At 51.8% G+C, this 20,711-nt stretch carries 14 protein-coding genes, 1 tRNA gene and 1 pseudogene; 11 read left to right on the top strand and 5 right to left on the bottom strand.

The annotated features are described in order from the left end of the window. Window positions 1-33: 33 nt before the first annotated feature. The 5 genes from K334_RS13540 to K334_RS0105385 all read left to right on the top strand — a co-directional run bounded on the left by K334_RS13540 (window position 34) and on the right by K334_RS0105385 (window position 8,340). Complete coding sequence (locus tag K334_RS13540) at window positions 34-3,210, top strand: SusC/RagA family TonB-linked outer membrane protein (RefSeq protein WP_051218663.1); 3,177 nt, start codon at window positions 34-36, stop codon at window positions 3,208-3,210. Between the two features lie 11 nt (window positions 3,211-3,221). Next, window positions 3,222-4,658, top strand: coding sequence for a RagB/SusD family nutrient uptake outer membrane protein (locus K334_RS0105400; protein WP_025880538.1), 1,437 nt, complete (start codon window positions 3,222-3,224; stop codon window positions 4,656-4,658). Further along, the gene (locus K334_RS0105395) at window positions 4,648-5,394 is read left to right on the top strand and encodes a DUF4843 domain-containing protein (protein WP_025880539.1); all 747 of its coding nucleotides are present in this window, start codon (window positions 4,648-4,650) and stop codon (window positions 5,392-5,394) included. Before K334_RS0105400 ends, K334_RS0105395 begins: the two co-directional genes overlap by 11 nt. A 15-nt stretch (window positions 5,395-5,409) precedes the next feature. Then, window positions 5,410-6,930: a hypothetical protein gene (locus tag K334_RS0105390; protein ID WP_154655559.1), complete on the top strand. Its 1,521-nt coding sequence runs from the start codon at window positions 5,410-5,412 to the stop codon at window positions 6,928-6,930. 273 nt (window positions 6,931-7,203) lie between these two features. Continuing rightward, on the top strand, window positions 7,204-8,340 hold the full coding sequence (locus tag K334_RS0105385) for a leucine-rich repeat protein (protein WP_081658039.1): 1,137 nt from the start codon (window positions 7,204-7,206) through the stop codon (window positions 8,338-8,340). 121 nt (window positions 8,341-8,461) lie between these two features. On the opposite strand, the gene K334_RS13530 is transcribed toward K334_RS0105385, so the two are convergent. Beyond that, window positions 8,462-10,861 (bottom strand): zinc-dependent metalloprotease, encoded by a 2,400-nt coding sequence (locus K334_RS13530; protein WP_051218662.1) that lies wholly within the window; start codon window positions 10,859-10,861, stop codon window positions 8,462-8,464. A gap of 144 nt (window positions 10,862-11,005) precedes the next feature. On the opposite strand from K334_RS13530, the gene K334_RS0105375 reads away from it, so the two are divergent. From K334_RS0105375 to K334_RS0105360, 5 genes are all read left to right on the top strand, one after another. Continuing rightward, window positions 11,006-11,079 (top strand) — tRNA-Met (locus K334_RS0105375). 109 nt (window positions 11,080-11,188) lie between these two features. Further along, window positions 11,189-11,419, top strand: coding sequence for a hypothetical protein (locus K334_RS14775; RefSeq protein WP_154655558.1), 231 nt, complete (start codon window positions 11,189-11,191; stop codon window positions 11,417-11,419). Between the two features lie 33 nt (window positions 11,420-11,452). Beyond that, window positions 11,453-12,520: a DUF1848 domain-containing protein gene (locus tag K334_RS0105370; protein ID WP_025880547.1), complete on the top strand. Its 1,068-nt coding sequence runs from the start codon at window positions 11,453-11,455 to the stop codon at window positions 12,518-12,520. Window positions 12,521-12,522: 2 nt separating this feature from the next. After that, window positions 12,523-15,174 (top strand): UvrD-helicase domain-containing protein, encoded by a 2,652-nt coding sequence (locus K334_RS0105365; protein WP_025880548.1) that lies wholly within the window; start codon window positions 12,523-12,525, stop codon window positions 15,172-15,174. Further along, window positions 15,171-15,518 carry a tellurite resistance TerB family protein gene (locus tag K334_RS0105360; RefSeq protein ID WP_025880549.1) on the top strand — a complete coding sequence of 116 codons (348 nt, stop codon included), beginning with the start codon at window positions 15,171-15,173 and terminating at the stop codon, window positions 15,516-15,518. The genes K334_RS0105365 and K334_RS0105360 overlap by 4 nt, the downstream gene beginning before the upstream one ends. Before the next feature lie 95 nt (window positions 15,519-15,613). Here the strand turns inward: K334_RS0105360 and K334_RS0105355 are convergent, their stop codons facing one another. The 4 genes from K334_RS0105355 to K334_RS0105340 all read right to left on the bottom strand — a co-directional run bounded on the left by K334_RS0105355 (window position 15,614) and on the right by K334_RS0105340 (window position 19,310). Further along, a complete protein-coding gene (locus K334_RS0105355; RefSeq protein WP_025880551.1) occupies window positions 15,614-17,032 on the bottom strand; it encodes a recombinase in 1,419 nt (472 codons plus the stop codon). 252 nt (window positions 17,033-17,284) lie between these two features. After that, complete coding sequence (locus K334_RS0105350; RefSeq protein ID WP_025880552.1) at window positions 17,285-18,004, bottom strand: DUF6371 domain-containing protein; 720 nt, start codon at window positions 18,002-18,004, stop codon at window positions 17,285-17,287. A 27-nt stretch (window positions 18,005-18,031) separates the two neighbouring features. After that, on the bottom strand, window positions 18,032-19,012 hold the full coding sequence (locus K334_RS0105345) for an AAA family ATPase (protein WP_027444624.1): 981 nt from the start codon (window positions 19,010-19,012) through the stop codon (window positions 18,032-18,034). 1 nt (window position 19,013) lies between these two features. Continuing rightward, window positions 19,014-19,310: a helix-turn-helix domain-containing protein gene (locus K334_RS0105340; protein ID WP_025880554.1), complete on the bottom strand. Its 297-nt coding sequence runs from the start codon at window positions 19,308-19,310 to the stop codon at window positions 19,014-19,016. A gap of 184 nt (window positions 19,311-19,494) precedes the next feature. On the opposite strand from K334_RS0105340, the pseudogene K334_RS13525 reads away from it, so the two are divergent. Then, a pseudogene (locus K334_RS13525) lies at window positions 19,495-20,542 on the top strand (IS5 family transposase). Window positions 20,543-20,711 lie beyond the last annotated feature (169 nt).

Here is a 20,711-nt window from a genome sequence, read left to right as displayed (position 1 = left end):
GGGAGCGAAATCAAGCGTAAAATGTCCTGAAACATGAAAATAGACATCCATAAAATCCTCCACATCCACGCCCTTCTGCTTGCCATCGGACTGCTGTGGCTCTCCTGCGCGACGGCTTTGGCCCAAGAAAGTCAGGCCGCTCGACATTCCGGGCGGGCCATGATTCACGGGCGGGTGGTCGACGAAGACGGCGAGCCGCTGGTCGGTGCCTCCGTCAGACTGGTCACCTTGAAGCCCCGCCAACGCCTTTGGGGCGAGACCGTGACCGACTCCGAAGGCCGATTCCGCCTGCCGGGAGCCGCCGGAAAGCCCTATGTCACCGTCAGGTATCTGGGCTATCTGACCAACACCGTGGCCGCAACGCCGGGCGACACTGTCGTCGTCAGGTTGCGACCCGACGTCAAGGAGTTGCAGGAAACGGTCGTAACGGGCTATTACTCCAAGGCGAAGAGCAGCTTCACGGGCACCGCCGTCCAGGTGACGGGCGACGAACTGCGGCAAGTCAACCATACGAATCTCTTCGATGCGCTGAAAGTTTTCGACCCATCGTTCCAAGTTGTCGACACCTACGGGCAGTTCGGGTCCGACCCCAACCATGTTCCCGACAAGATAGAGATACGCGGTCAGAACACCATGCCCGACATCTCGCAGAGCAATTTGCAGACCATGACGTCGCTTCCCATCTTCATGCTCGACGGTTTTGAGGTCAATGTGCGGAAGATCTACGACCTCGACATGAATCGCATCAAGAGTGTCACCCTGCTGAAGGACGCCTCCGCGTCGGCCATCTACGGCTCACGGGCGGCCAACGGCGTCGTCGTGATCGAGACCAGGACGCCACAGTCGGGCAAATTGCAGGTCAGCTATTCGCTCAACGGCAAGTTCGAGCTGCCTGACTTGAGCTCCTACAACCTGATGAATGCCGCCGAAGCGCTCGCGTTTCAAAAGGCCGCAGGCGTGTTCGACGCCTATCGGGAGGGCGAAGACCCCGGAAACAACTTGAATTCCTACAACGCCGTGCGCCGCGCCGTGCTCAACGGAGCCGACACCTACTGGCTTTCGAAGCCGTTGCAGGTGGGCTTTCGCCAGAAACACTCGCTGATGATAGAGGGCAGTGTGGGCAAACCGAGCGGGCAGAACCACCACGTGCGCTTTGCCGTCAACCTGGGTTACAGTCGTCAGGATGGTGTCATGAAAGGCTCCAACCGCACCTCCTACGAGGCGGGAACCAAGCTCATCTACCAGTCGCCCCGTCTTTCCGTCACCAATGACCTGCAGTTTTCGCTGGTCACCGCCGACGAATCGCCTTACGGCCGCTTCTCTTCCTACACGTCGGCCCTGCCCTATTATCAGGAGAAAGACGCCTCCGGCCGTTACCACCGAACCCTTTCCATCGCCAACCTGGCCCCGCCGGGCATGGCGTTGGGCGTGCTGGCTTCGCAGCGTTCGCCCCTGTACGAAGCCCACTATCTCAACAGTTACACGACAACGGAGGCCACCAGCATTCTCGACAACTTAGGTTTCAATTGGAGCATTCTCGGCGGCCTGCGGCTCAGGGGCACGCTTTCCGTCAACTACGACTTCGGCCGCAGCGACGCATACCTGTCTCCCGGCAGCTTCACCTACACCAACGACAACAGCAACGGCGGCAGTTCACCCGACGTATTGTACAGCCGGGGCAAGTATGAGATAGGCAATTCGTCGGGTCTCACCTACTATGCCAGCGCCGTATTGTCCTACACCCGCTCCTACGGGCCGTGGGACATCCAGAGCATTCTGGGCGGAGAGGCCCGCCAAAGCAAGACCGAGAGCGACGGATATGCCCTCACCGGCTTTCTCGGCGACGCCCAAGACTACCTTTCCTACGCCGTGCAATACCAGCGTTTCGGCCGCATCTCGGGTACGGAAAACACCGTTCGGTCGGCCGGAATCTTCACCAATCAGAACTTTTCCTACGACAATCGCTACCTCTGCGACCTCACCTGCCGCCTCGACGGCTCGTCGCTCTACGGCCGGAAACAGCGGCAGACGCCGTATTGGTCGGTCGGCCTGCGCTGGAACATCGACAACGAGCGTTTCCTCAAGCGCCATCCCATCGTCAACCGCCTTGTCCTGCGGGCCAACATCGGCACCACCGGCAACCAGAACTACACCCGCAACCAGGCCAGCAACATGTATTCCTATCTCCCACGGGTCTACGGAGGCCACTTCGGAGCTGTCGTCCCGACCCTCGCCAACCCCGACCTGCACGGACAAACGACCTACAACCGCAACCTCGGCTTCGAGACATCGCTCTTCGGCAATCGGCTGAACTTCGAGTTGAACCTCTACTACAACAGCACGAAAGGCAACCTGACGAGCGTCACCATCGCCCCGTCGGTCGGTTACGACTCCTACAAGACCAACATGGGAGACCTCACCAACCGTGGCTTCGACTTCAGTTTGAGCTACTCTCCCATCAAGACGAAGGACCTGTTGCTCAACTTCACGCTCAACGGAACCCGCAACCGCAACCGCATCGAGCGGATTTCCGACGCGCTGCTGCGCTACAACGACACGGTCAACAAGGCCGCCCAGAACGCCGAAGGCAATGCTTCGACGGTATTCCTGTTCAAGGAGGGCGAGTCGATGAACACCATCTATGCCGTGCGTTCGCTGGGGATAGACCCCGGAACGGGCCACGAAATCTACCTCGACCGCAATGGAACCCCCACCTACACATGGCGAGCGGCCGACCAAGTGGCCGTGGGTGTGAACGAACCCACGCTGCAAGGCTACTTTGGACTCAACTTCCGCTACAAGGAATGGGAGCTGGGAACCAACGTCAACTACTCTTTCGGCGCGGACAAGTACAACTACACGCTCCACCAAAAGATTGAAAACGTGGACTACATGGTGAACAACGACCGCCGCGCGCTGACCGAACGCTGGCAACAACCGGGCGACATCGCCCGCTACAAGGCCATCACCGACAACAGCGCCACCAAGGCCACGTCGCGTTTCGTGCAACGCGAGAACCGCCTGGGCATGACATCGCTCCGACTTTCCTACACGGTGCCGGGCCAGCGTCTGCGCCGCACGTGGCTGTCGCTGCTCAAGTTCTCGCTCACCGCCAATGAATTGTTCTATCTGAGCACCATCCGCCAGGAGCGGGGGCTCGCTTATCCCTTCACGCGGTCGGCCACCTTCTCCGCCCAACTGCACTTCTAACCATCCGCTTTATGAAACAACCGCTTCACTTCATAGCCTTTTCGGCCCTCGCGCTGCTGCTCCAGTCGTGCTCCTGGTTTGACGTGGGCACCAAGTCCGACATCGAAGCCGACGAGATGTATCGCTCGGCCGACGGCTATTACACCGCCTTGACAGGACTCTATGTCAATCTCGGCGACAACAAACTCTATGGAGCCAACCTGCCGTTGCTGGCCTTGGAGCCACTGTCGCAGCAATACGCGGTCAGCGACAACGAGCCGGACCGCGTGGCTTGGGCCAAATTCAACTACCAAACCGACGCCGGCGAGACCATCGTCGCGCAGCTGTGGCTGACGATGTACAATACGATTGTCAACGCCAACCTGCTGCTTTCCCAGTTCGGAAGCCGCGCCTCGTCGCTGCTTTCGCCCGACATCGCCGACGTGTTGCACGGCGAAGCCCTGGCTCTTCGGGCCTACATGTACTTCGACCTGCTGCGCCTCTACAGCCCGGCGATGAGCGTGGCCCCCGACGCCAAGCGCGTTCCGCTGAAGACCGACTTCGGTTTCGGCCTCGGAAAGCAGGTCACGACGGCCGTCTTGCTCGACTCCCTGGCGGCCGACCTGGCTACGGCACGCACGCTGCTGCGCAAGGATCCGCTGCTGACGGGACAGCCCTCGACCGACAAATACCTGTCCTACGCCCGCAGCCGGCGCATGAACTATTATGCCGCCACGGCCCTGCTGGCCCGCCTGGAACTCTATCGGGCACGCTACGACCGTGCCGCCGCCTACGCCCGTGAAGTGATTCAGTCGTCCAAGTTCCGTTTCATCACGGCCGCCGAGGTGCTGCAGACCGATGCTTACGGCGCGGAGAAGCGGGTGGACCGCGTCTTCATGCCCGAAATGATATTCGCCTTGAACAACGAAGCCGTGCTCTCGGCCAGCCGAACCTACTACGAGGGGCTGACACACGACTTCGTGAAGAGCGTCAACGCCTATCAGGAAGGCGACGTCAGGCTGCATTGGTACTTCCGAAACCCCAGCGCCGGCAACAAGATCAACCTAATACGCTACCAGCGTTCCAGCCTTGCGACGGACAGCTACAAGTATGACGACCCCGTGACTCCGCTGCTCAAGCTGAGCGAAATGTATCTCATCGCGACCGAATGCGCGCTTCATGGCGTGGAAGCGGGACGCCGGGCGACGGACTGGCTCAACGCGTTGAAGACCGCAAGGGGCGAGACCACCATGGCCGCCACGGCCTCATCCGAAGAAATCGCAGCCGAGATCACCCGCGAATACATCCGCGACTTCCGGGGCGAAGGCCAGCTCTTCTACTATTACAAACGTCTCAATCTCAAGGCGGTGGACGACGGCAACGCCAACGGCAACACCGTCTCGATCGGCGAAGGCGACTACACCTTGCCGCTGCCGCCCTACGAAAAACAGTTCGGTTATGGTCAATAAACGCTTTTCGCAGCCCATGGCGTGGCCCGTGAGGCTGCTGTTCCTGCTGCTGCCGGCCCTGATGGGCGCGTGCAGCGAGGACAAACTCGACGAGTACGACGCCTCGCAGGCCGCGCTCAACATCGCCAAGGGCGAGCTATTCGGCAGCAAGTCGAACTATCCCGAGGCTTATTCGTTCAACGCCTACTTCCTTGGCGGCGACGTCAGCGACTACGAGCTGCGCATCCCCGTGCGGCTGCAAGGCGTGGCCGACGCCACCCGCGACCGCAACTATCGGGTGGCGGTGGTCGACAGCGCGTCGGCGGGACTCGACACGCAGGTCTATACGCTGAGCGGGGAGCAGGTGTTCCGCCGTGGAATGACCCAGGACACGCTACGCCTGACCATCCACATCGACCGACTCGACGAGGAACAGAACTACCGTATGCGCCTGGCGCTCGTGCCAACGGCCGACTTCCGGGCCGGCATACCCGAGTATCAGTACGTGGACATCAGCTTCACGAAGAACCTTTCCATCGCCCCCGCCTTCTGGGAGAAGAACAGCAAGTTGCGCCGCATCAGCTACCATCCCCGCAAGTGCGCCGTCTTCCTGCGCGTGAGCGGCATTACCGACCCCGAATGGACCGACGACGGCAGCAGCGTGGTGCTCGACTATTGGATCGCGCGCTGCACGCAATGGTTCCTGCAACACGAGGAATACGACGCCGCGGGCAACCGCATTTATTTCACCGATTAAGTTTTGGCTTCATCTATGACGAAGATTCACACGCTACACCTATTTATATATATGGCCCTCATGGCCGTATTGCAGTCGTGCTACGGCGGCCGTGACGGCGAAATCACCGACGACCTGCCGCAAGTGACCCGTGTTTCGGGAATCAGCGGCGACGTCTATACGCTCTATCAGGGCGACACACTCCGCCTGACACCTCGGATTTCATACTCCGACAGCACCGACACCACCCGCTACGACTTCCGCTGGCTTGCGGGCCGCAGCCAGTTGATCGGGCGCGACCGCAACCTGGTGTGGCCCGTAGAGCTGCCCTCCGGCTACAGCATGGCGGGCGAAATACCGGCCACCTTCGTCGTCCGCGACAAAGAGAACGGCCTGGAGTTTCGCCAAACGTTCAGCTTCCGGGTGCTGAGCAGCTACACGCCCGACTACCTCTGCGTCTATCAGACGCCCGAAGGGCACATCGAATGGATGTCGCTGCAAGGCAAGCCCGAGGCTTTCAGCCGCCATTTCAGCGGCATGATTCATCGTATATCGCCGCAGGAGCCTATCCAGGGCCGCTTCACCGGCGCCCTCTACTCGACCAACGAGCTGGCCGTCTTCACCGACCACGGACCCGACTACGGCCGCTGCATATCCGTTCGCAACGCCGACCCCAAGGAGAACTTCTTCTTCAACGTGGGCGAATACACGGGAGAGGTGAGCGGCAAGATGTACAAGGGCGGCGGTGCGGCGCTCGACATCCACAATGTGACGTTCGGCTACGGCGCTTCGAAGTATTTCATCAATGCCGGCACGCTCCACGTGTTCAACGGGCTCGACCGCAAACTGCCCATCTTCGACGACAACACCTGGGTGAAGAGCCGCCACGTGAGGCAGGCCATGTCGAGCAAGCAGTTCCAACGCTACAAGAAAGCGACCTTCGTGCTCCACGACGACGGGCGGGTGGGCTGCTACCATGTCTACAACGACAAGATGGAATACGTGCAGGTGGATGGGCAGGACTTCCGTCTCGACGAACTGGCGGGCTGCTTTTCCGAAGCCACCGGCCAGTCGGCCAACCGTCCCTACCACATTTATCTCGTCGGAAAGAAGGACGGCGGCTACAAACTCTACCGCTTCCATGTCAACTACATCAATCGGGTGGTGCAGCCGCTGCGGCTCGAACGCGCGATGGACGTCGACCGGGCGTTCGCCGAAAGGGTGAAGTTCTGGTGGGGATCCTTCGGCGAAACCTACGGATTCTACTGCCTCGACAACGCCATCTACCGTTTCGACTACTACGAGATGGAGACTTTCGACCCGTCGGAGGCCAAGAAACTCGTCACATTCGACAACGACGAAGAGGTGGTCGACGTCGTTCCGCTCATCCCGGGTTCGGGTTTGCGCGACGAAGACTACTGCACGGTGGTGCTGCTCTACAACAGCCGGCTCCATGCCTCGTCGCTCCACGTCTACGAAACCGTGTCGGGACGCAGGCTGAAGAGCTACGACCACATCATCCCGGGCCGCGTTTGCTACTTCACCAAATGCCTGTAGCGGACGGCGGTTGCGCAACGGCTTTTCAAAAGCAGCCCCTCCACCCTTTTACGTTTACTTTTTACCTTTTTACTTTTTGCCTTTTTACTTTTCAAAGCAGCCCTTTCGGCTTGCAAAAGCTACTCTTTCAGCTGGTAAAAGCAGCCCTTTCAGCCGGCAAAAGCGGCCCTTTCAGCGGTTGAAAGCACAGCGATTGAAAACCGGCGTCGCACGGTTGCGGCAAAAACAACGTCCCATGACGGAATCATTAACATTTAAATACATATAAAGCTTATGAGAATTAGAATTTTACTCCTGATGAGCAGCTGGGGACTGATGACCTTGTCAGCCTTCGGCCTGTCGAAAACCATTGACGTGAAGACGGCCGGCAAGCTGTCGGAACTGATCAAAGCCGGCGACGCCGTCACCGAATTGTCCATTACGGGGCATATCAACAAGGCCGACTTCGCCTATATCGACACCGCCCTGGTGAAGGTGGAGAAGCTCGACCTGCACGGTGTGACGGTCGAAGCCTGCACCTATCGCCACGTGGAATACCCCGCCAACGCGATTCCCGACAGCGCCTTCATGAACAAGTGGGAATTGAATCAGAATCATGTCGCCGTCTACAAGGGCAACGCCACGCTGAAAACCATCGTCTTGCCGGCGTCGATTGAGGCGATAGGCGTGAGCGCGTTCAACTCGATTCGTGCGGAAAAGATTGACTTTTCCGCCTGCAAAAACTTGAAAACCATTGAACGGAATGCGTTTGAAATGGCAGCCATGAAAGAGATAGACCTATCCGGGTTGACCGCATTGAAGGACATAAAGAACAATGCTTTCAAGCAGACTGCAGCCACATCAATCGTTCTGGATGGGTGTTCTGCCCTGCGGTCAATCGGCCAATACGGCTTTGCACAGAGTTACAACATATCGAGCATGAGCCTGAAAGGCTGCGGGGCACTGGCGTCGATAGCCAATCGCTGTTTCCTGAACCTGGCCAAGAACTCCAAGCCCAAGTCACTTGTCGTCGACTTGAGTGAAACGGCTTTGACGGAGCTGCCCGAATCCTCGTTCCAAAGCGGCAAAATGACGGCAGTTCTCTTTCCGTCCACGCTGGAGACGATAAAGGCGAAGGCCTTCAATCTGGCTTCCGGGCTGAATCAGCTGACCTTCAAACGGGCGGACACGAAGGTTGAAAGCAAGGCTTTCGCCACGTCTGTGCTCGACAAGGCCACCGTCAAGGTGCCGGAGGGCAGCGAGGAACATTACAAAGCACTCGGTTTCGCGCATGTGAAGACTGCCACAGCCATCCACTCCATCGTGTCAGGCAATGCCGCCAATGCCAAAATCTACACCATCGACGGCCGTCGGGTGAAGGAAATGGGCCACGGCCTCTACATCATCAATGGTCGGAAGGTCGTGAAATAACGCACAGCCTGCCGCAAAGGAGGCGGGGGATGGGACGAAAATCGGTCACAAGGCAAGTTGCTTTGTGACCGATTTTTTTAGATTTTATGGTATTGTGTATAGATACCGCAGCCTATGTGCGTCACTCCATCGCTGCGCCCACCTTGCTTTCCTTCGCCGTGGGCATGCCCGAAAGGGCTATCTTGATTTGCTGAAGCAGGTCGGCATAGTGGGCACGGGTGGCCGCGTCGGCCGTGCGGGCCTGCTGCAGCCGCGTCTTGATCTGCTGGATGGCGGCCAGGGCGTAGGGGCGTTGCTCGTCGACGATGGTCACTTTCCAGGCCTTGATGAAGTTGCCGACGGCCCGACGCTGCAGATGGCGCGTCCAAAGTGTGGCCTTCGTGCCAGTGGCGGTCGAGCGGAAGAGACAGCCGACGAGGTCGTTGACAAGTTCCATGGGCTGGTAGCTGCCGGCACCCGTGGCGTGTTTGCTCACCAAATTGATGGTCATGGCACTGGTCAACTTGTCCAATACGCGGTCGGCAATGCCGAAGATGTTGTTCTCCGGTACGCGGACGAGTCGCCTGACATAAGGCTCCGAGATGAGCCAGGTGGGCTCTTTGAAGACATTCTCCTCGAGCCATGCCAGCGCACGCTTCTGCGTTGCGCGGTCGACGGGTGTGAAAGTTTCGCCCGGTTGCTCCACACTCTTGAAGTCATGGTAGCCTCCTCCGATGTTGGCCGCTACGTGATTGGCATACCGACTCATCTGTTGCACCAGGCTGCGGTAGGCCGACCGCACGTTCTCATCCATGTCGCCTTCCTCGTAATTCCACTCCGGCAGGTGCTTGATGATGCGTTTCAGGTTCTTGATTCCATAGCTTCCAGCCTTCATGGCGTCGTCGCCGAGGTCTTCGGTCTGGGCCTTCGGGTCGTTGTCGTTGCCCTCACCGCCAAACCAGTAGCGTCTGCTTTCCTTGAGTTTGGCTATCGTCATCTTGTTGAGCGTGAGCCTTTCGTCCTTCTCGCCCTTGCTGTCGGGGAAGCAGCGGTAGCCCCAGTTGATGGCCCACTTGTCGTAATCGCCGATGCGGGGGAATGTTCCGGCCTCGCCGATGTTGTCTTCCGGCTGCGCCACATAGTTGAAACGGGCGTAGTCCATGATGGAAGCGGTGTGTCCATGTCGCTCCACCCAGGCCTTGTTGCGCAGGCTGTCGACGGGCGTTGCGGAGCTGGCACCCATGTTGTGGCGCAGTCCGAGGGTGTGACCGATTTCATGTGAGCTGACGAAACGGATGAGTTGGCCCATCAACTCGTCGTCGAATTTCGGCTTCCGTGCCCGTTGGTCGATGGCTCCGGCCTGCGTTTGATACCAGTCGTGGAGCAACGACATCACGTTATGATACCAGCCGATGTGGCTTTCGATGATTTCGCCCGACCGTGGGTCGCTCACGTGCGGGCCGTAGGCATTGGGAATGTCGCTGGCCAGATAGCGGATGACCGAGTAGCGTGCGTCTTCCAGGCTCATGGTAGAGTCGTTGGGCCACTCCTTGGCGGTGATGGCATTCTTGAATCCGGCTGCCTCGAAGGCCTTGTTCCAATCTTCCACACCCGCAATGAGGTAGGGACGCCACTTCTTCGGCGTGGCGGGGTCGATGTAATAGACGATCTGTTTCACGGGTTCCACCAGTTCGCCGCGCTTGTAGGCCTCGACATCCTTCGGCTCCAAGCGCCACCGTGAGATGATTTTCCGCCGCTCGGCTTTCTGCTGGTTGTCGCCAAACTCGCTGAAAGATTCGGTGAAATAGCCCACACGCGGGTCGAAAGTGCGGAAGGCCATCGGCTCTTTGGGCAGCAGGACGAACGACGTGTTGAGCTTGATTGTCACATTTCCGGTCTCTTGTCCGGCCGGCAGCTTGGTCGTACTCTTCGAGCCGAAGGTCTTCACCGTGACCACTTCGGTGTTCATGGGGAACGTGTGGATGTAGTCGATGTACGACAAGTCCTTCTTGAACGACGTGATTCCAAACCTGTCCTTCAAGCTATTGTAAATGCTGAACACGGAATTGTCGGCATTGAACATGTTCGTCACCTCGACACTGTAGAGCTTTTTGCCCGCCGTGTCGGTCACGGTGGAGTCTATTTTGAGTGCGTAGACGATGGGATCCTGGCTCGCGTTGCGCACAGCCAAGGCGATGGCGTCGGTGGAATCGACACGGGTGTCGTACATGTTGGCCCGCAAATGGAGTTCCTTTCCCCGCTTTTCCCAGTAGAGAACCTGGCTGTTGGCGAGTTCACCGCCATAGAGACCTGCGTCTACGGGGGTGGAGACATAGCGGGTGTTGACCATGAACAGCCGGCCAAGCAACGAGTCGGGAACCTGGAAATAGTACTTGTCTTTCCAGTGCTGCACGTTGAACAGTCCCGCTTTTGCGGGCGTCCGCACCTCTTTTTTCGGTGCTTCCACTTTCTTTTTCTTCTTCGCCTGCACCGGTGTCCCTATCATGAGACCCAGCGACAGCGCAACGATTACTCTTTTCATACTATGATTTTGATTGCTGTTAATTCTCTTTATGCTTGCGAAAGCAGTGCAAATTTAAGAAAAAACTTTCGCTTTTCTTTGTCTATTCCATAAAAAGCATTACCTTTGCACCCGCAAATGCCGGTTTGCTTTGCTGAAAATGATGGCGGGATAGCTCAGCTGGTTAGAGCGTCGGATTCATAATCCGGAGGTCGTGGGTTCGGGTCCCACCCCCGCTACAAAGATTAAAATCTTATAAATAAAGGAGTTACGAAATCACTCGTAGTTCCTTTGTTTCGTTAATAATCCATACTGTGAACTTTTGGCGAACTTTCTAAAAGCAGAGTTATGTTAGGAAATCTAGTGAAATATAAAAGTATTGTCTATAACTACAGAAGGCCATTACAGGAACTTATGGCTCCTTATTTTGTTATCCATCAAAAAAGTGAAGATACCCACTTGCAGCTCTATTCAAGAAACGTTCAAAAACTTTTTCTCAAATGGAGCCGAGAAACAGAAAGAAGGTCTTATTGCAATATAGAAGAACCTGAAGCTGATTTTAATAACTTCACAGGTTAACATGATTATTCTGACGATTTAATATTTTAAGCTATGGCAACTTGGCAACATAAAGATATAATTATTGATGGACAGACGGTGAAAGCACAGGCCCCCGTCATCGTTTCAGCAAGCAGAAGCACCGATATACCAGCTTTCTATTCCGATTGGTTCTTCGACCGCCTGAAGCAAGGCTACTCAGCATGGATGAATCCTTTTAACGGGGTAAAGTCGTATGTGTCATATGAACAAACGCGCTTCATAGTTTTCTGGTCCAAAAACCCTCGACCGCTTCTACCTTATCTCGATGTTCTGAAGGAGAGAAATATAAAATGCTACATCCAGTACTCGTTGAACGACTATGAACAGGAACACTTGGAGAAAGTTCCGCCATTAGCCACTCGCATAGAAACATTCAAACTGCTTGTCCATGAACTAGGGGTAGGCAGCGTAGTGTGGCGCTTCGACCCCTTGATTTTAACCGACAACATATCAGTGGATGACCTTTTGTACAAGGTACAGAATGTTGGTAATCAGTTAAAAGGCTACACCGAGAAGTTTGTTTTCTCGTATGCCGATATTGGGATATACCGAAAAGTGAAGAAAAACCTCGAAAGAAGCGGCATACTCTACAGGGAATGGGTAACACCACAGATGGAAGAGTTTGCAGCTAAGTTATCGGAGTTAAACCGTAAGCTTGGGTGGAACTATCAGCTCGCTACGTGCAGCGAGAAGATAGATATAGAGAAATATGGCATCGCACACAACCGCTGCATCGACGGAGACTTGATAACACGGTTGGCGTGGCAGGATAAGGTCTTAATGGACTTTATGAAGGTAAAAATTCTTCCCATGCCTACCCTGTCGCTATTTGATGACAGCTCTCCTCTTCCGGAGGGAGCCATTGCGCTGCCTAACAACCAATATTTTCAGAGCGCACACAAGAAAGACTCCGGTCAGCGGGCTTTCTGTGGCTGTATGGCAGCAAAGGATATTGGCGAGTATAACACTTGTCCGCATCTCTGTGAGTATTGCTATGCCAATACTACCAAGCAACTTGCAATAGCAAACTGGAAGCGGCATCAGGAAAACAGAAACGCAGATACCATTACAGGAAAATAGCCATGACAAATTACAAGGACGATATTGCAAAGTCAGCGTGTAGCACCATATATGACATCATTGACCGATGCCACGAATATTTGCCAACACAATGGAAGACACGGCCGTGGACACACCCGGAACTGAACCACGGTGTAGATCTGCTTGCGAGCGAAGAAGCCCTAAACTGCTATATGTCGGCTTATGGTGAAATGCACTCTGTAAAGTGCAGGGCAGCCATGATGAACTTTCCTTTCGACAAACTCAAGGGAAGTATTGAAATTGTAGACTGGGGCTGCGGACAAGGCATCGGCTCAGGCACTATTGTTGATATACTGAAACAGCATCAGCTGCTGAACTGGGTTAAACGGATTACGCTTGTTGAACCGTCGCCGAATGCTATGCAGCGGGCAGAGTGTAACCTAATGAAAATAGTGCAAGGAAACATTGAGATTGTGCCCATCAACCAGTTTATGCCAGCTACGGAAACATCCGACAACACACTGAATTCCATAGGCTATACCTATACAAATGTAATACATATTTTTTCCAACATCCTTGATGTAGCTACCATTGATTTAGTCCGCGTGGCCAAAATGGTAGCCTCCTCACACGGGCAACATTATATAATATGCATCGGACCAAAGAACGCCGCTGCTTACAGAATTGAGCAGTTTTGTTCAGCGTTTGGTGACCAACAATATTTCAGCTGCATCGACAGTGCTCGGTTTGACCGCACCAAACGAACAGGACACTCATTTACCTGCATAACACGTTGCTTTGCCTATAACGGAGTACCGTTAGACTTTGGTAAAATGGCAAGCATTTCTAGTTCTGCCGAAAAAGTGTTTAACGACTATGATTTGCAGTTACAAATTCAGAATAAAATACTTACACCGCAAAAGGCAAGAGTGGCTTACCGTCTGCAAAGCATATTGGCGATAGATGATATATTATATATAAGTCCTGTGGTTAATGAAGCGACTGTTGATTTTATTATTGTACGCCCGAATACAGGTGTACTTTTAGTAAATGTATTCGAAGAATCCTTAGAAGAATGCCAGTTGTCGGCTGATGGAAAAGAGATTCTATGCTCCAGCCAAACATACCAGTCGCCTATCGACTTGATTAGCTTGTGCCAAAACAGCATTAAAGACGGGATAGAGGAACTGCTGATTAGCACCATTGAGGATAAACGCAATTTCTCATTAATCAAAAAAATCGTTGTTTTTACCGAAAACAACAAGCAGGAAGTCTGTAATTTTTTTCATACAGATAGTGGACAGAAAAATTACACCCATCTGTATGGTAGCGAGCTTATAAATGATAAGCAAACCTGCCGAAACCTTTTCCAAGATATTGGATTAACACACCACAACCACTATTTTGACGATTGCGTGAAACGCAAGCTGGCTTCCATCATCTCACCATCATGGCACTCTTACCAAGAGGGGCGAAATGGTTTAGAGCCCAAGGGAGCACAGAGAGAGCTTGTTAAGAGCGTTGATACGCAGCAAAAGATTAGCGGCGTTGCAGGTGCAGGAAAAACCTATGTACTTGCACAAAGAGCTGTGAACGCCATGAAGCGCACCGGCGGCGATGTGCTGATACTTACATACAATATCACTTTGACAAACTACCTGAAGTTCCGACTTTCTGAACTACGGGAGGATTTCTCTTGGAACAAGGTCGATATTTACCACTATCATCAGTTCTTTAGAATACAATCATCTGAATATAAACTGCACGTTTCGTTCGGTTCTTATGATGACTTACATCATTTTGAGAAAGTAGAGATAAAGAAACATTATGCCGCCATCTTTGTAGATGAAGTGCAGGACTATACAACAGAATGGCTGAGAATCGTCATGCAGAATTTTCTTGTGCCAGGCGGAGAATTCGTTGTATTTGGCGATCCAAAACAGAACGTATATCACAGACCGCTCGATTCTAATGGCGACATAAGGCTAGGTATCATTGGTGGTCAATGGAATAGGCAACTGAGCAACAGCCACCGCTTTACCAACCCACGTTTGGCGAAACTCGCAATGGCTTTTCAATCAACTTACATGTTAAACATACCTAAGGATGATATACAAACAGAAGAGACTATGGGGAATACACTGAATTTCAAAATCGTTTCTTATAGTGACATAAGAAATAATTTTTCGTTAGAAAAACTTATTTCAACAATCACTCAGTACATACGCAACGATGGTAAAGAGGTCAAAAATTTCGTTGTTCTGGCATCAACGATACAGCTTCTGCGAAACGTGGACAAATTCTACAGACAAGCTACGGGTAATAAAACGGAAGTCACCTTTGTCAACAGCGAAAATTACGAACGCTTGAAATCTATTCATAATGTTACCGATATAAGTAATGCAAATTGGCAATTTAAGAGAGATTACGAAGCACTTGAGCGATCAAGAAAGCTGCAATTTACAACTGATAAGCGGTGCCTGAAACTATCAACAGTACAAAGTTTTAAAGGATGGGAGTCTCCTGCAGTGATACTGATATTGGAAGATGAAAGTACTATCGCTGGAGGTACATTCAACCCAGCTACACCTGAGACAATCTACACGGCAATAACACGTGCAAGGGAAAACCTATACATTATTAGTATAGGGAACACTATATATGATGATTTTTTTAGAGAACAATCAATATGATACAGTTTACAACCTACGAAAAATATGCCATTGTCAGTGTGCTAACACAAATAATGAATGCCGATGGTATTGTTGATCCAAAGGAAGAGGAGTTTATGGATAATTTCTTTGCAGAGCAAGACATAAAAATTGCAGATTTAGAGAATTGTCGTTCAATGGATGAACTCATTTCACAGCAAATAGTTATGCAGATGTCAGTAGAAAAATTAAAATATGCACACAGCCTATTTCTGTCAATGGCAGAAGTTGATGGCTACTTACACCCCAAAGAACAAGCGATAATAAATCGACTTATAAAAATGGCCAAAATGACTAAGGGAATTAGTCCATACTATTCATTATAGAATCATTTAGTAGACTTTATCTTGATTTGAATGCGTGAAGTATGATACCCTTGCATAATTCCTCTTATGCAGAGTACCATTATTTCATAGCCTATCTATCTTCTAAATCTTTGTTTATTTCTTAATTCCTCTTGCTGCTTCTGTTTTTCCTTGTACCAATCAAAGTTATTAACCACATTTTTAATTTCCGCCTTTCCTTTCTGATGCTCAAACAAACTAAGAAAGGGACGGGTGAGGAGGACCAGAATAGTGGCACCATTACGCCTGTCGCTTGACTCTTCTGAAAGATATTCGTTGATGGCTGTAGCCTGAGGGAAGGTAAAGTGCTGCAATTTAGTATCATGAGCAAAGTCGATAACGGCATTAATGGCATTTTGGCAAATAATCGTGAATCCTCGTAGGAAATCTGTTAGCCCAGCCCTCATTGTAGCGATAATGTTATCACGTTGCTGCAACTCTTGCTTGAGGTCAACCTCCCGATTCTTCGATTGTGTGAGCAACCCTTTGTAGATACGCTCTTGTTTATTACATTCAGCAAGCCAGAAATCAGCACGATTCCGCTCCTTAGTTATCTCCTCTTTATAGGTAATGGTTAAGGTTTCTACTTGCTGAGCAACCACTTGTGGAATTGCAGCAACTTGTTTTTTCATTTCTTCATTTTCCGCCTCCAATTGTGCATACTTGCCCTTTCCTGCAAGGTTGGCCAAGCCCGACAGGATGGCGCTGCCATTCTCCCGATTGGCTTTTTCCTGCTTGTCGTGGATTTCCCTATCCAACTTTTCACAAGCGAGAACTTTCTGCTCGTTCTCCTTTGCCAGCTTCTCCGCTTGTTTCTTGCTTTCATCCAACTCACGCTTCTGTTTGGCCACGATATAGTCATTCCGTTCCAGATGCAGCTTGCCCGTCTCCAACTTGGAAACGCCGCGCTCCATTCCCAATGCCTCGGCCGCCATGTCCTGCACGAGGCTGATGTCCTCATTGTCCAGCTTGTAGGACTTACCTGTCTCGTGGTTCATCCAGTCCCAGATGACATGGGCGTGATAGTTAGGCTTCCATGTAGATGTGTCATTCGGTTCAAGACAATGCCCCTCGTCACGATGGAGGTGTATCTGTATGGCCGTAATACCGAAACGCTGCCGACAAAGGTCGGCGAAATGTTGCAACTGCTCCATGGTGGTGTCTGCCTTGCACACCACGACGCCCTCACGCAAGGGGGTACAGCCGGCAATCTTGGTCACTTTGCCCGTCTTCTTGTTGATTCGCTCCCGTTCCTTGGTCTGCATGGCCCTGCCCGTCTTTTCCTTCACCATTCTGCCAATGGCATCGTAATACTGCCGCAAGGTCATATCGCCTTGCAGTTCCGATGTCCACGATTGGTTCTCAGGTATCAGGTCTTTCCTGATATAAAGCTTCTCTGTATTGATGTGGTCGAGATATGCCTTTGTCCGTTGGTTGTGTGCCTCACTTTGCCCGATATTGCAGGGCTTGATGTGTACCGATGTCATTTGTGTCATAACAAAAGGGAATTAAATGATTGTTGGTTTTTCTTTTCATAAGGTTCTTAGGGAGGCTCCCTAAGCGGAGAGTCCAGAGAGAGGGTCACGCTCTGGTCAGGGGTCTTGGGGGCAGATGCCACCGAGTGGAGGGTGCAGGGGGAGAGTCATCCCCGCCGGTTCTCCAAGGCTGGCCTTGGGCCCACAACTACGAAAGCGCAGCGGGTAGTTATAGTGGGCTATAACAAGGGCAGAGCCCTGTCCCCCCCGAGTTCAAGGACTGCCACGACCTCTGATTCTGTCAATCAGGTATCGGTTAATGTCCCGATGGACAAAGCCACGGTCCACCTTGAACCTTGCCCCGAACTGCTCTTCCCAATAATCACAGCTTATATCATCAGGGAAAAGGACGACTCGCCTGCCAGCCAGTTTACTCATCATTCCTTTGGTGAGATTGCAGCCCTCGCCAACCGCCAGCCAGTCAACGGCCAGTTCCGCCAGCGTACCCAGCAAGGCCGTCTTTTCCTCCTGCACAATGGCGACGGGCTTGTTTGAAAGCAGATGCTCACCAAAGAAGACCTCATCATCCGTGTAATAGTCGAAGCAGTACCAGCTATAAAGATGTTCCACCAAGGGCTCTCTTTGCAGGATTGCCCCACTGTCCGTATCAAAGTACAGCACACTTCCTCCTACGACCTTGTTATTCCGGTTAATCCGAGGCAGCACTGTGCCATAGTGTCCGTTCACAAGTTTGGTAACGGCTCCCAGATGAAATCTCATAATTAAACTATCAATAGCCGACAATATCTTGGAATCATAACCAATTGCCTTATCCAGATAATCCGTAAGAGAAGAATAATGGCATCCTATATCCTGTTGGGGTATCTCTATCAACATCCGATCATTGGGCGCAGCCTTGCTCGCCGACATTCCCTTCAAGTCCTGCTTTTCCATGTTTGCCATGCGTTTTATGCAATTTATGCACTTATGCATATTGCATAAACTGCATAAAGTGAATAATCAGCCGTTCAGAAGCCTTGACACCTTGCTCTGGGTGATACCGCATTCCTTGGCTATGTCCTGCTGCTTCATGCACTGCGAGGACAATTCCTTGACCTTCGCCCTCAGCTCCTCACGCCCGCTAGTAGATGCCGTTTCCAGGTGGGCGGCCTCCGTGTCATAGCCGCGAAAGGTAAAGCAAAGATTGCCGTCACCATTCTTGGCTCGCTCATACAGAGCCACATTGTCGGCATCGAGCACAACTTCGCCGTTGCGCCACTTGCACTGCTTCACATAGACCAACGACTTGTCACGGACTGACTGCCCCAGTCCCACGGCATCGTCTATCAACTGGTTGAGTTTGGCGGAGCCTTGTATGGCCGACAGGGAAAGAGGGACTGAACCGGAGAATATCTTGGGAACATGGTTGAGGACGACCAGCGTCCAGTTATACTTCCGTTTCAAGGCGTTCAGCGATGCCATGAGCGAGCCCGCGTCAGAGCTTTTGTCGAGCGACTGGCTGAGGGCGGTAATATTGTCGATGAACACCACCTCTGCAAGATTCGCCACGGCTGCTTTTTCTATTCCCTTCAATACATCATCAATGAGATTGTCCCTGTCCATCTCCGCACGGAAGAAGGTAGGAGGGAAGTTCGGAACCTCGTACCGCAGGGCCAGCTGACGCAGTGTCATCTCAAAGTCAGCGTAGAGCACACGCTTCCCCCGTGCGGCAATATCCCTTGCCACCTGCATGGCGAAGATGGTCTTGCCGATACCTGACTGTCCGAAGATGATGCAGAGATCACCTTCAAGGACAATGTTCGGATAGAGAACCACAAGAGGCGGCAATGATTTGGCCGCTTTCAGGCAATCATTCATGGAAGACACATGAAAACCACCGGCATCAACAGCTTGCTGTTCCTGCAACTCACGAAAGGAGGACAGAATGTAATCCACTTCTGGCGGTTTGGGGATGTTCTTGCTAAGTTCTGCCATGGCCATACTACCTGCTTACAGAATCAGAAGAAAGTCCATTTGCTATCAGTGCATCCACTTTCTGCTTAGAATACAGGTTGCGTCTGCCAATCTTATGGACATGGATGCCGCCACGCTTCTCCATGCGCCACAGCGTAGTATAGGTGATGTGCAGACGGGCGCATAGCTGATCACGGGTGTAATACTCGGTGGATTCTGCCGGAGTTGATTCTTTCAGCAGATTCTTACCCACCATTGTTTCCAATACTTCTGCAATGACCTCCTTGAGATCTTCCTTTTGCAGCATGATGAAATTTCCTTGCATGTCTCTTTGTTTTAAAAGTTTGCTGCAAAAGTATCATGGAATTACATGACATCATGCCCATATAGGTACCACATGGTGCCTATATGGGTATATGTGCATCCTTCCCAAATGGGATTGGTATGAGACCTCTGCAAAACCCCTTCTACAATTTGTCTTTCTTAAATATTCTTTGTACCTTTATCGTATGAAACAAAAGTTATCCTCTCCAAGTTTTGCTGACCTATTCCTTGGACAAAGAAAGGTCAAGCAGACATTCTTTTCACAAATAAATACAATCATTGATTGGGCACCTATTCGTGCTATAATAGAAGTGGCTTATACAAAAGGCTATAAGTCTACTGGCCGGCCCAGCTATGACAGCCTTGTTTTATTCAAGATTGAATTACTCCGCACCTGGTATGGTCTGAGTGACGGAGAAGTTGAAGATCAGGTTAACGACCGCCTGTCTTTTAGTCGCTTTGCAGGTCTTGGCATGGAAGATATTGTTCCTGATAGTACTACTGTGTGCCGTTTTCGCAACATTCTTGTTGAAGCGGATTTGTATGATACGCTTCTTGAGGAGTTTAATAGGCAATTGGAAGCTAAAGGAATCATTGTAAAGCGTGGCGCCATTATTGATGCCAGCATTACGAATACGCCCCCGCGGAGGTAAGAGCTATGAGGTCGTTGAGGATAGAAAAGAGGATGAGAACATGGAGGCTTCGGAGAAAGCCATGCTCAAAGAAGTTGTCAAGCCTAACGTAGACACAGAAGCCCGTTGGGTAAAGAAGATGGGAAAGCTCCACTTCGGTTACAAGCGTCACACGGTAACGGATGAAAACGGAATGGTGCTTGCCGAGGAAACGACAGCTGCCAATGAAAGTGATATGAAACACTTAGAAACACCCCTGAAGAAAGCTAAATTGCCACGGAAAGCACTTGTCTATGCCGATAAAGGATATGACTCGATGGAGAACAAAGAAACCCTCAAACGTATGAAACTTAAAAGTCGTATCATGCATAAAGGAACAAGAGGACATGAAATTACCGAAAGGCAGCAGCGTATCAACGTTGCTATAAGTAAGATACGCTACAAAGTAGAACGTACCTTTGGTTCTATGCATAGATGGTTTGGTGCTGGAATAGCAAGATACGTTGGACTTTCAAAAGCACATGCGCAGCATATTATGGAATCCATTGCCTACAACTTGTACCGAACACCAGGGATTATTGTGTCAAATTCTATCAGATAAGGGGAAAATACGCTAAAGAAAGGGTCTATTTTGCACTAAAGTAGTCTTCTATAGCATCAGTTGCTTATAAATATGCACTCATTTAAGGTTATAGAGATGAAAATTGAAAATGTGGCAGGTTTTGCAGAGGTCTCCGACTGATTATCAAGGTTCTCATTTGTTAATTTAT

It is taken from the genome of Segatella baroniae DSM 16972 = JCM 13447 (genome assembly GCF_000426585.1).
GTDB lineage: Bacteria > Bacteroidota > Bacteroidia > Bacteroidales > Bacteroidaceae > Prevotella > Prevotella baroniae.
This window is presented reverse-complemented; position numbering and strand designations above follow the sequence as displayed.

What these genes read in the sequence shown, in the direction of transcription:
- K334_RS0105355 (WP_025880551.1), bottom strand. Translation starts at nt 17,032, where the DNA reads ATGACACAAATGACATCGGTACACATCAAGCCCTGCAATATCGGGCAA.
- K334_RS0105395 (WP_025880539.1), top strand. Translation starts at nt 4,648, where the DNA reads ATGGTCAATAAACGCTTTTCGCAGCCCATGGCGTGGCCCGTGAGGCTG.
- K334_RS0105365 (WP_025880548.1), top strand. Translation starts at nt 12,523, where the DNA reads ATGACAAATTACAAGGACGATATTGCAAAGTCAGCGTGTAGCACCATA.
- K334_RS0105385 (WP_081658039.1), top strand. Translation starts at nt 7,204, where the DNA reads ATGAGAATTAGAATTTTACTCCTGATGAGCAGCTGGGGACTGATGACC.
- K334_RS14775 (WP_154655558.1), top strand. Translation starts at nt 11,189, where the DNA reads ATGTTAGGAAATCTAGTGAAATATAAAAGTATTGTCTATAACTACAGA.
- K334_RS13540 (WP_051218663.1), top strand. Translation starts at nt 34, where the DNA reads ATGAAAATAGACATCCATAAAATCCTCCACATCCACGCCCTTCTGCTT.
- K334_RS13530 (WP_051218662.1), bottom strand. Translation starts at nt 10,861, where the DNA reads ATGAAAAGAGTAATCGTTGCGCTGTCGCTGGGTCTCATGATAGGGACA.
- K334_RS0105350 (WP_025880552.1), bottom strand. Translation starts at nt 18,004, where the DNA reads ATGCATAAGTGCATAAATTGCATAAAACGCATGGCAAACATGGAAAAG.
- K334_RS0105360 (WP_025880549.1), top strand. Translation starts at nt 15,171, where the DNA reads ATGATACAGTTTACAACCTACGAAAAATATGCCATTGTCAGTGTGCTA.
- K334_RS0105345 (WP_027444624.1), bottom strand. Translation starts at nt 19,012, where the DNA reads ATGGCCATGGCAGAACTTAGCAAGAACATCCCCAAACCGCCAGAAGTG.
- K334_RS0105390 (WP_154655559.1), top strand. Translation starts at nt 5,410, where the DNA reads ATGACGAAGATTCACACGCTACACCTATTTATATATATGGCCCTCATG.
- K334_RS0105370 (WP_025880547.1), top strand. Translation starts at nt 11,453, where the DNA reads ATGGCAACTTGGCAACATAAAGATATAATTATTGATGGACAGACGGTG.
- K334_RS0105400 (WP_025880538.1), top strand. Translation starts at nt 3,222, where the DNA reads ATGAAACAACCGCTTCACTTCATAGCCTTTTCGGCCCTCGCGCTGCTG.
- K334_RS0105340 (WP_025880554.1), bottom strand. Translation starts at nt 19,310, where the DNA reads ATGCAAGGAAATTTCATCATGCTGCAAAAGGAAGATCTCAAGGAGGTC.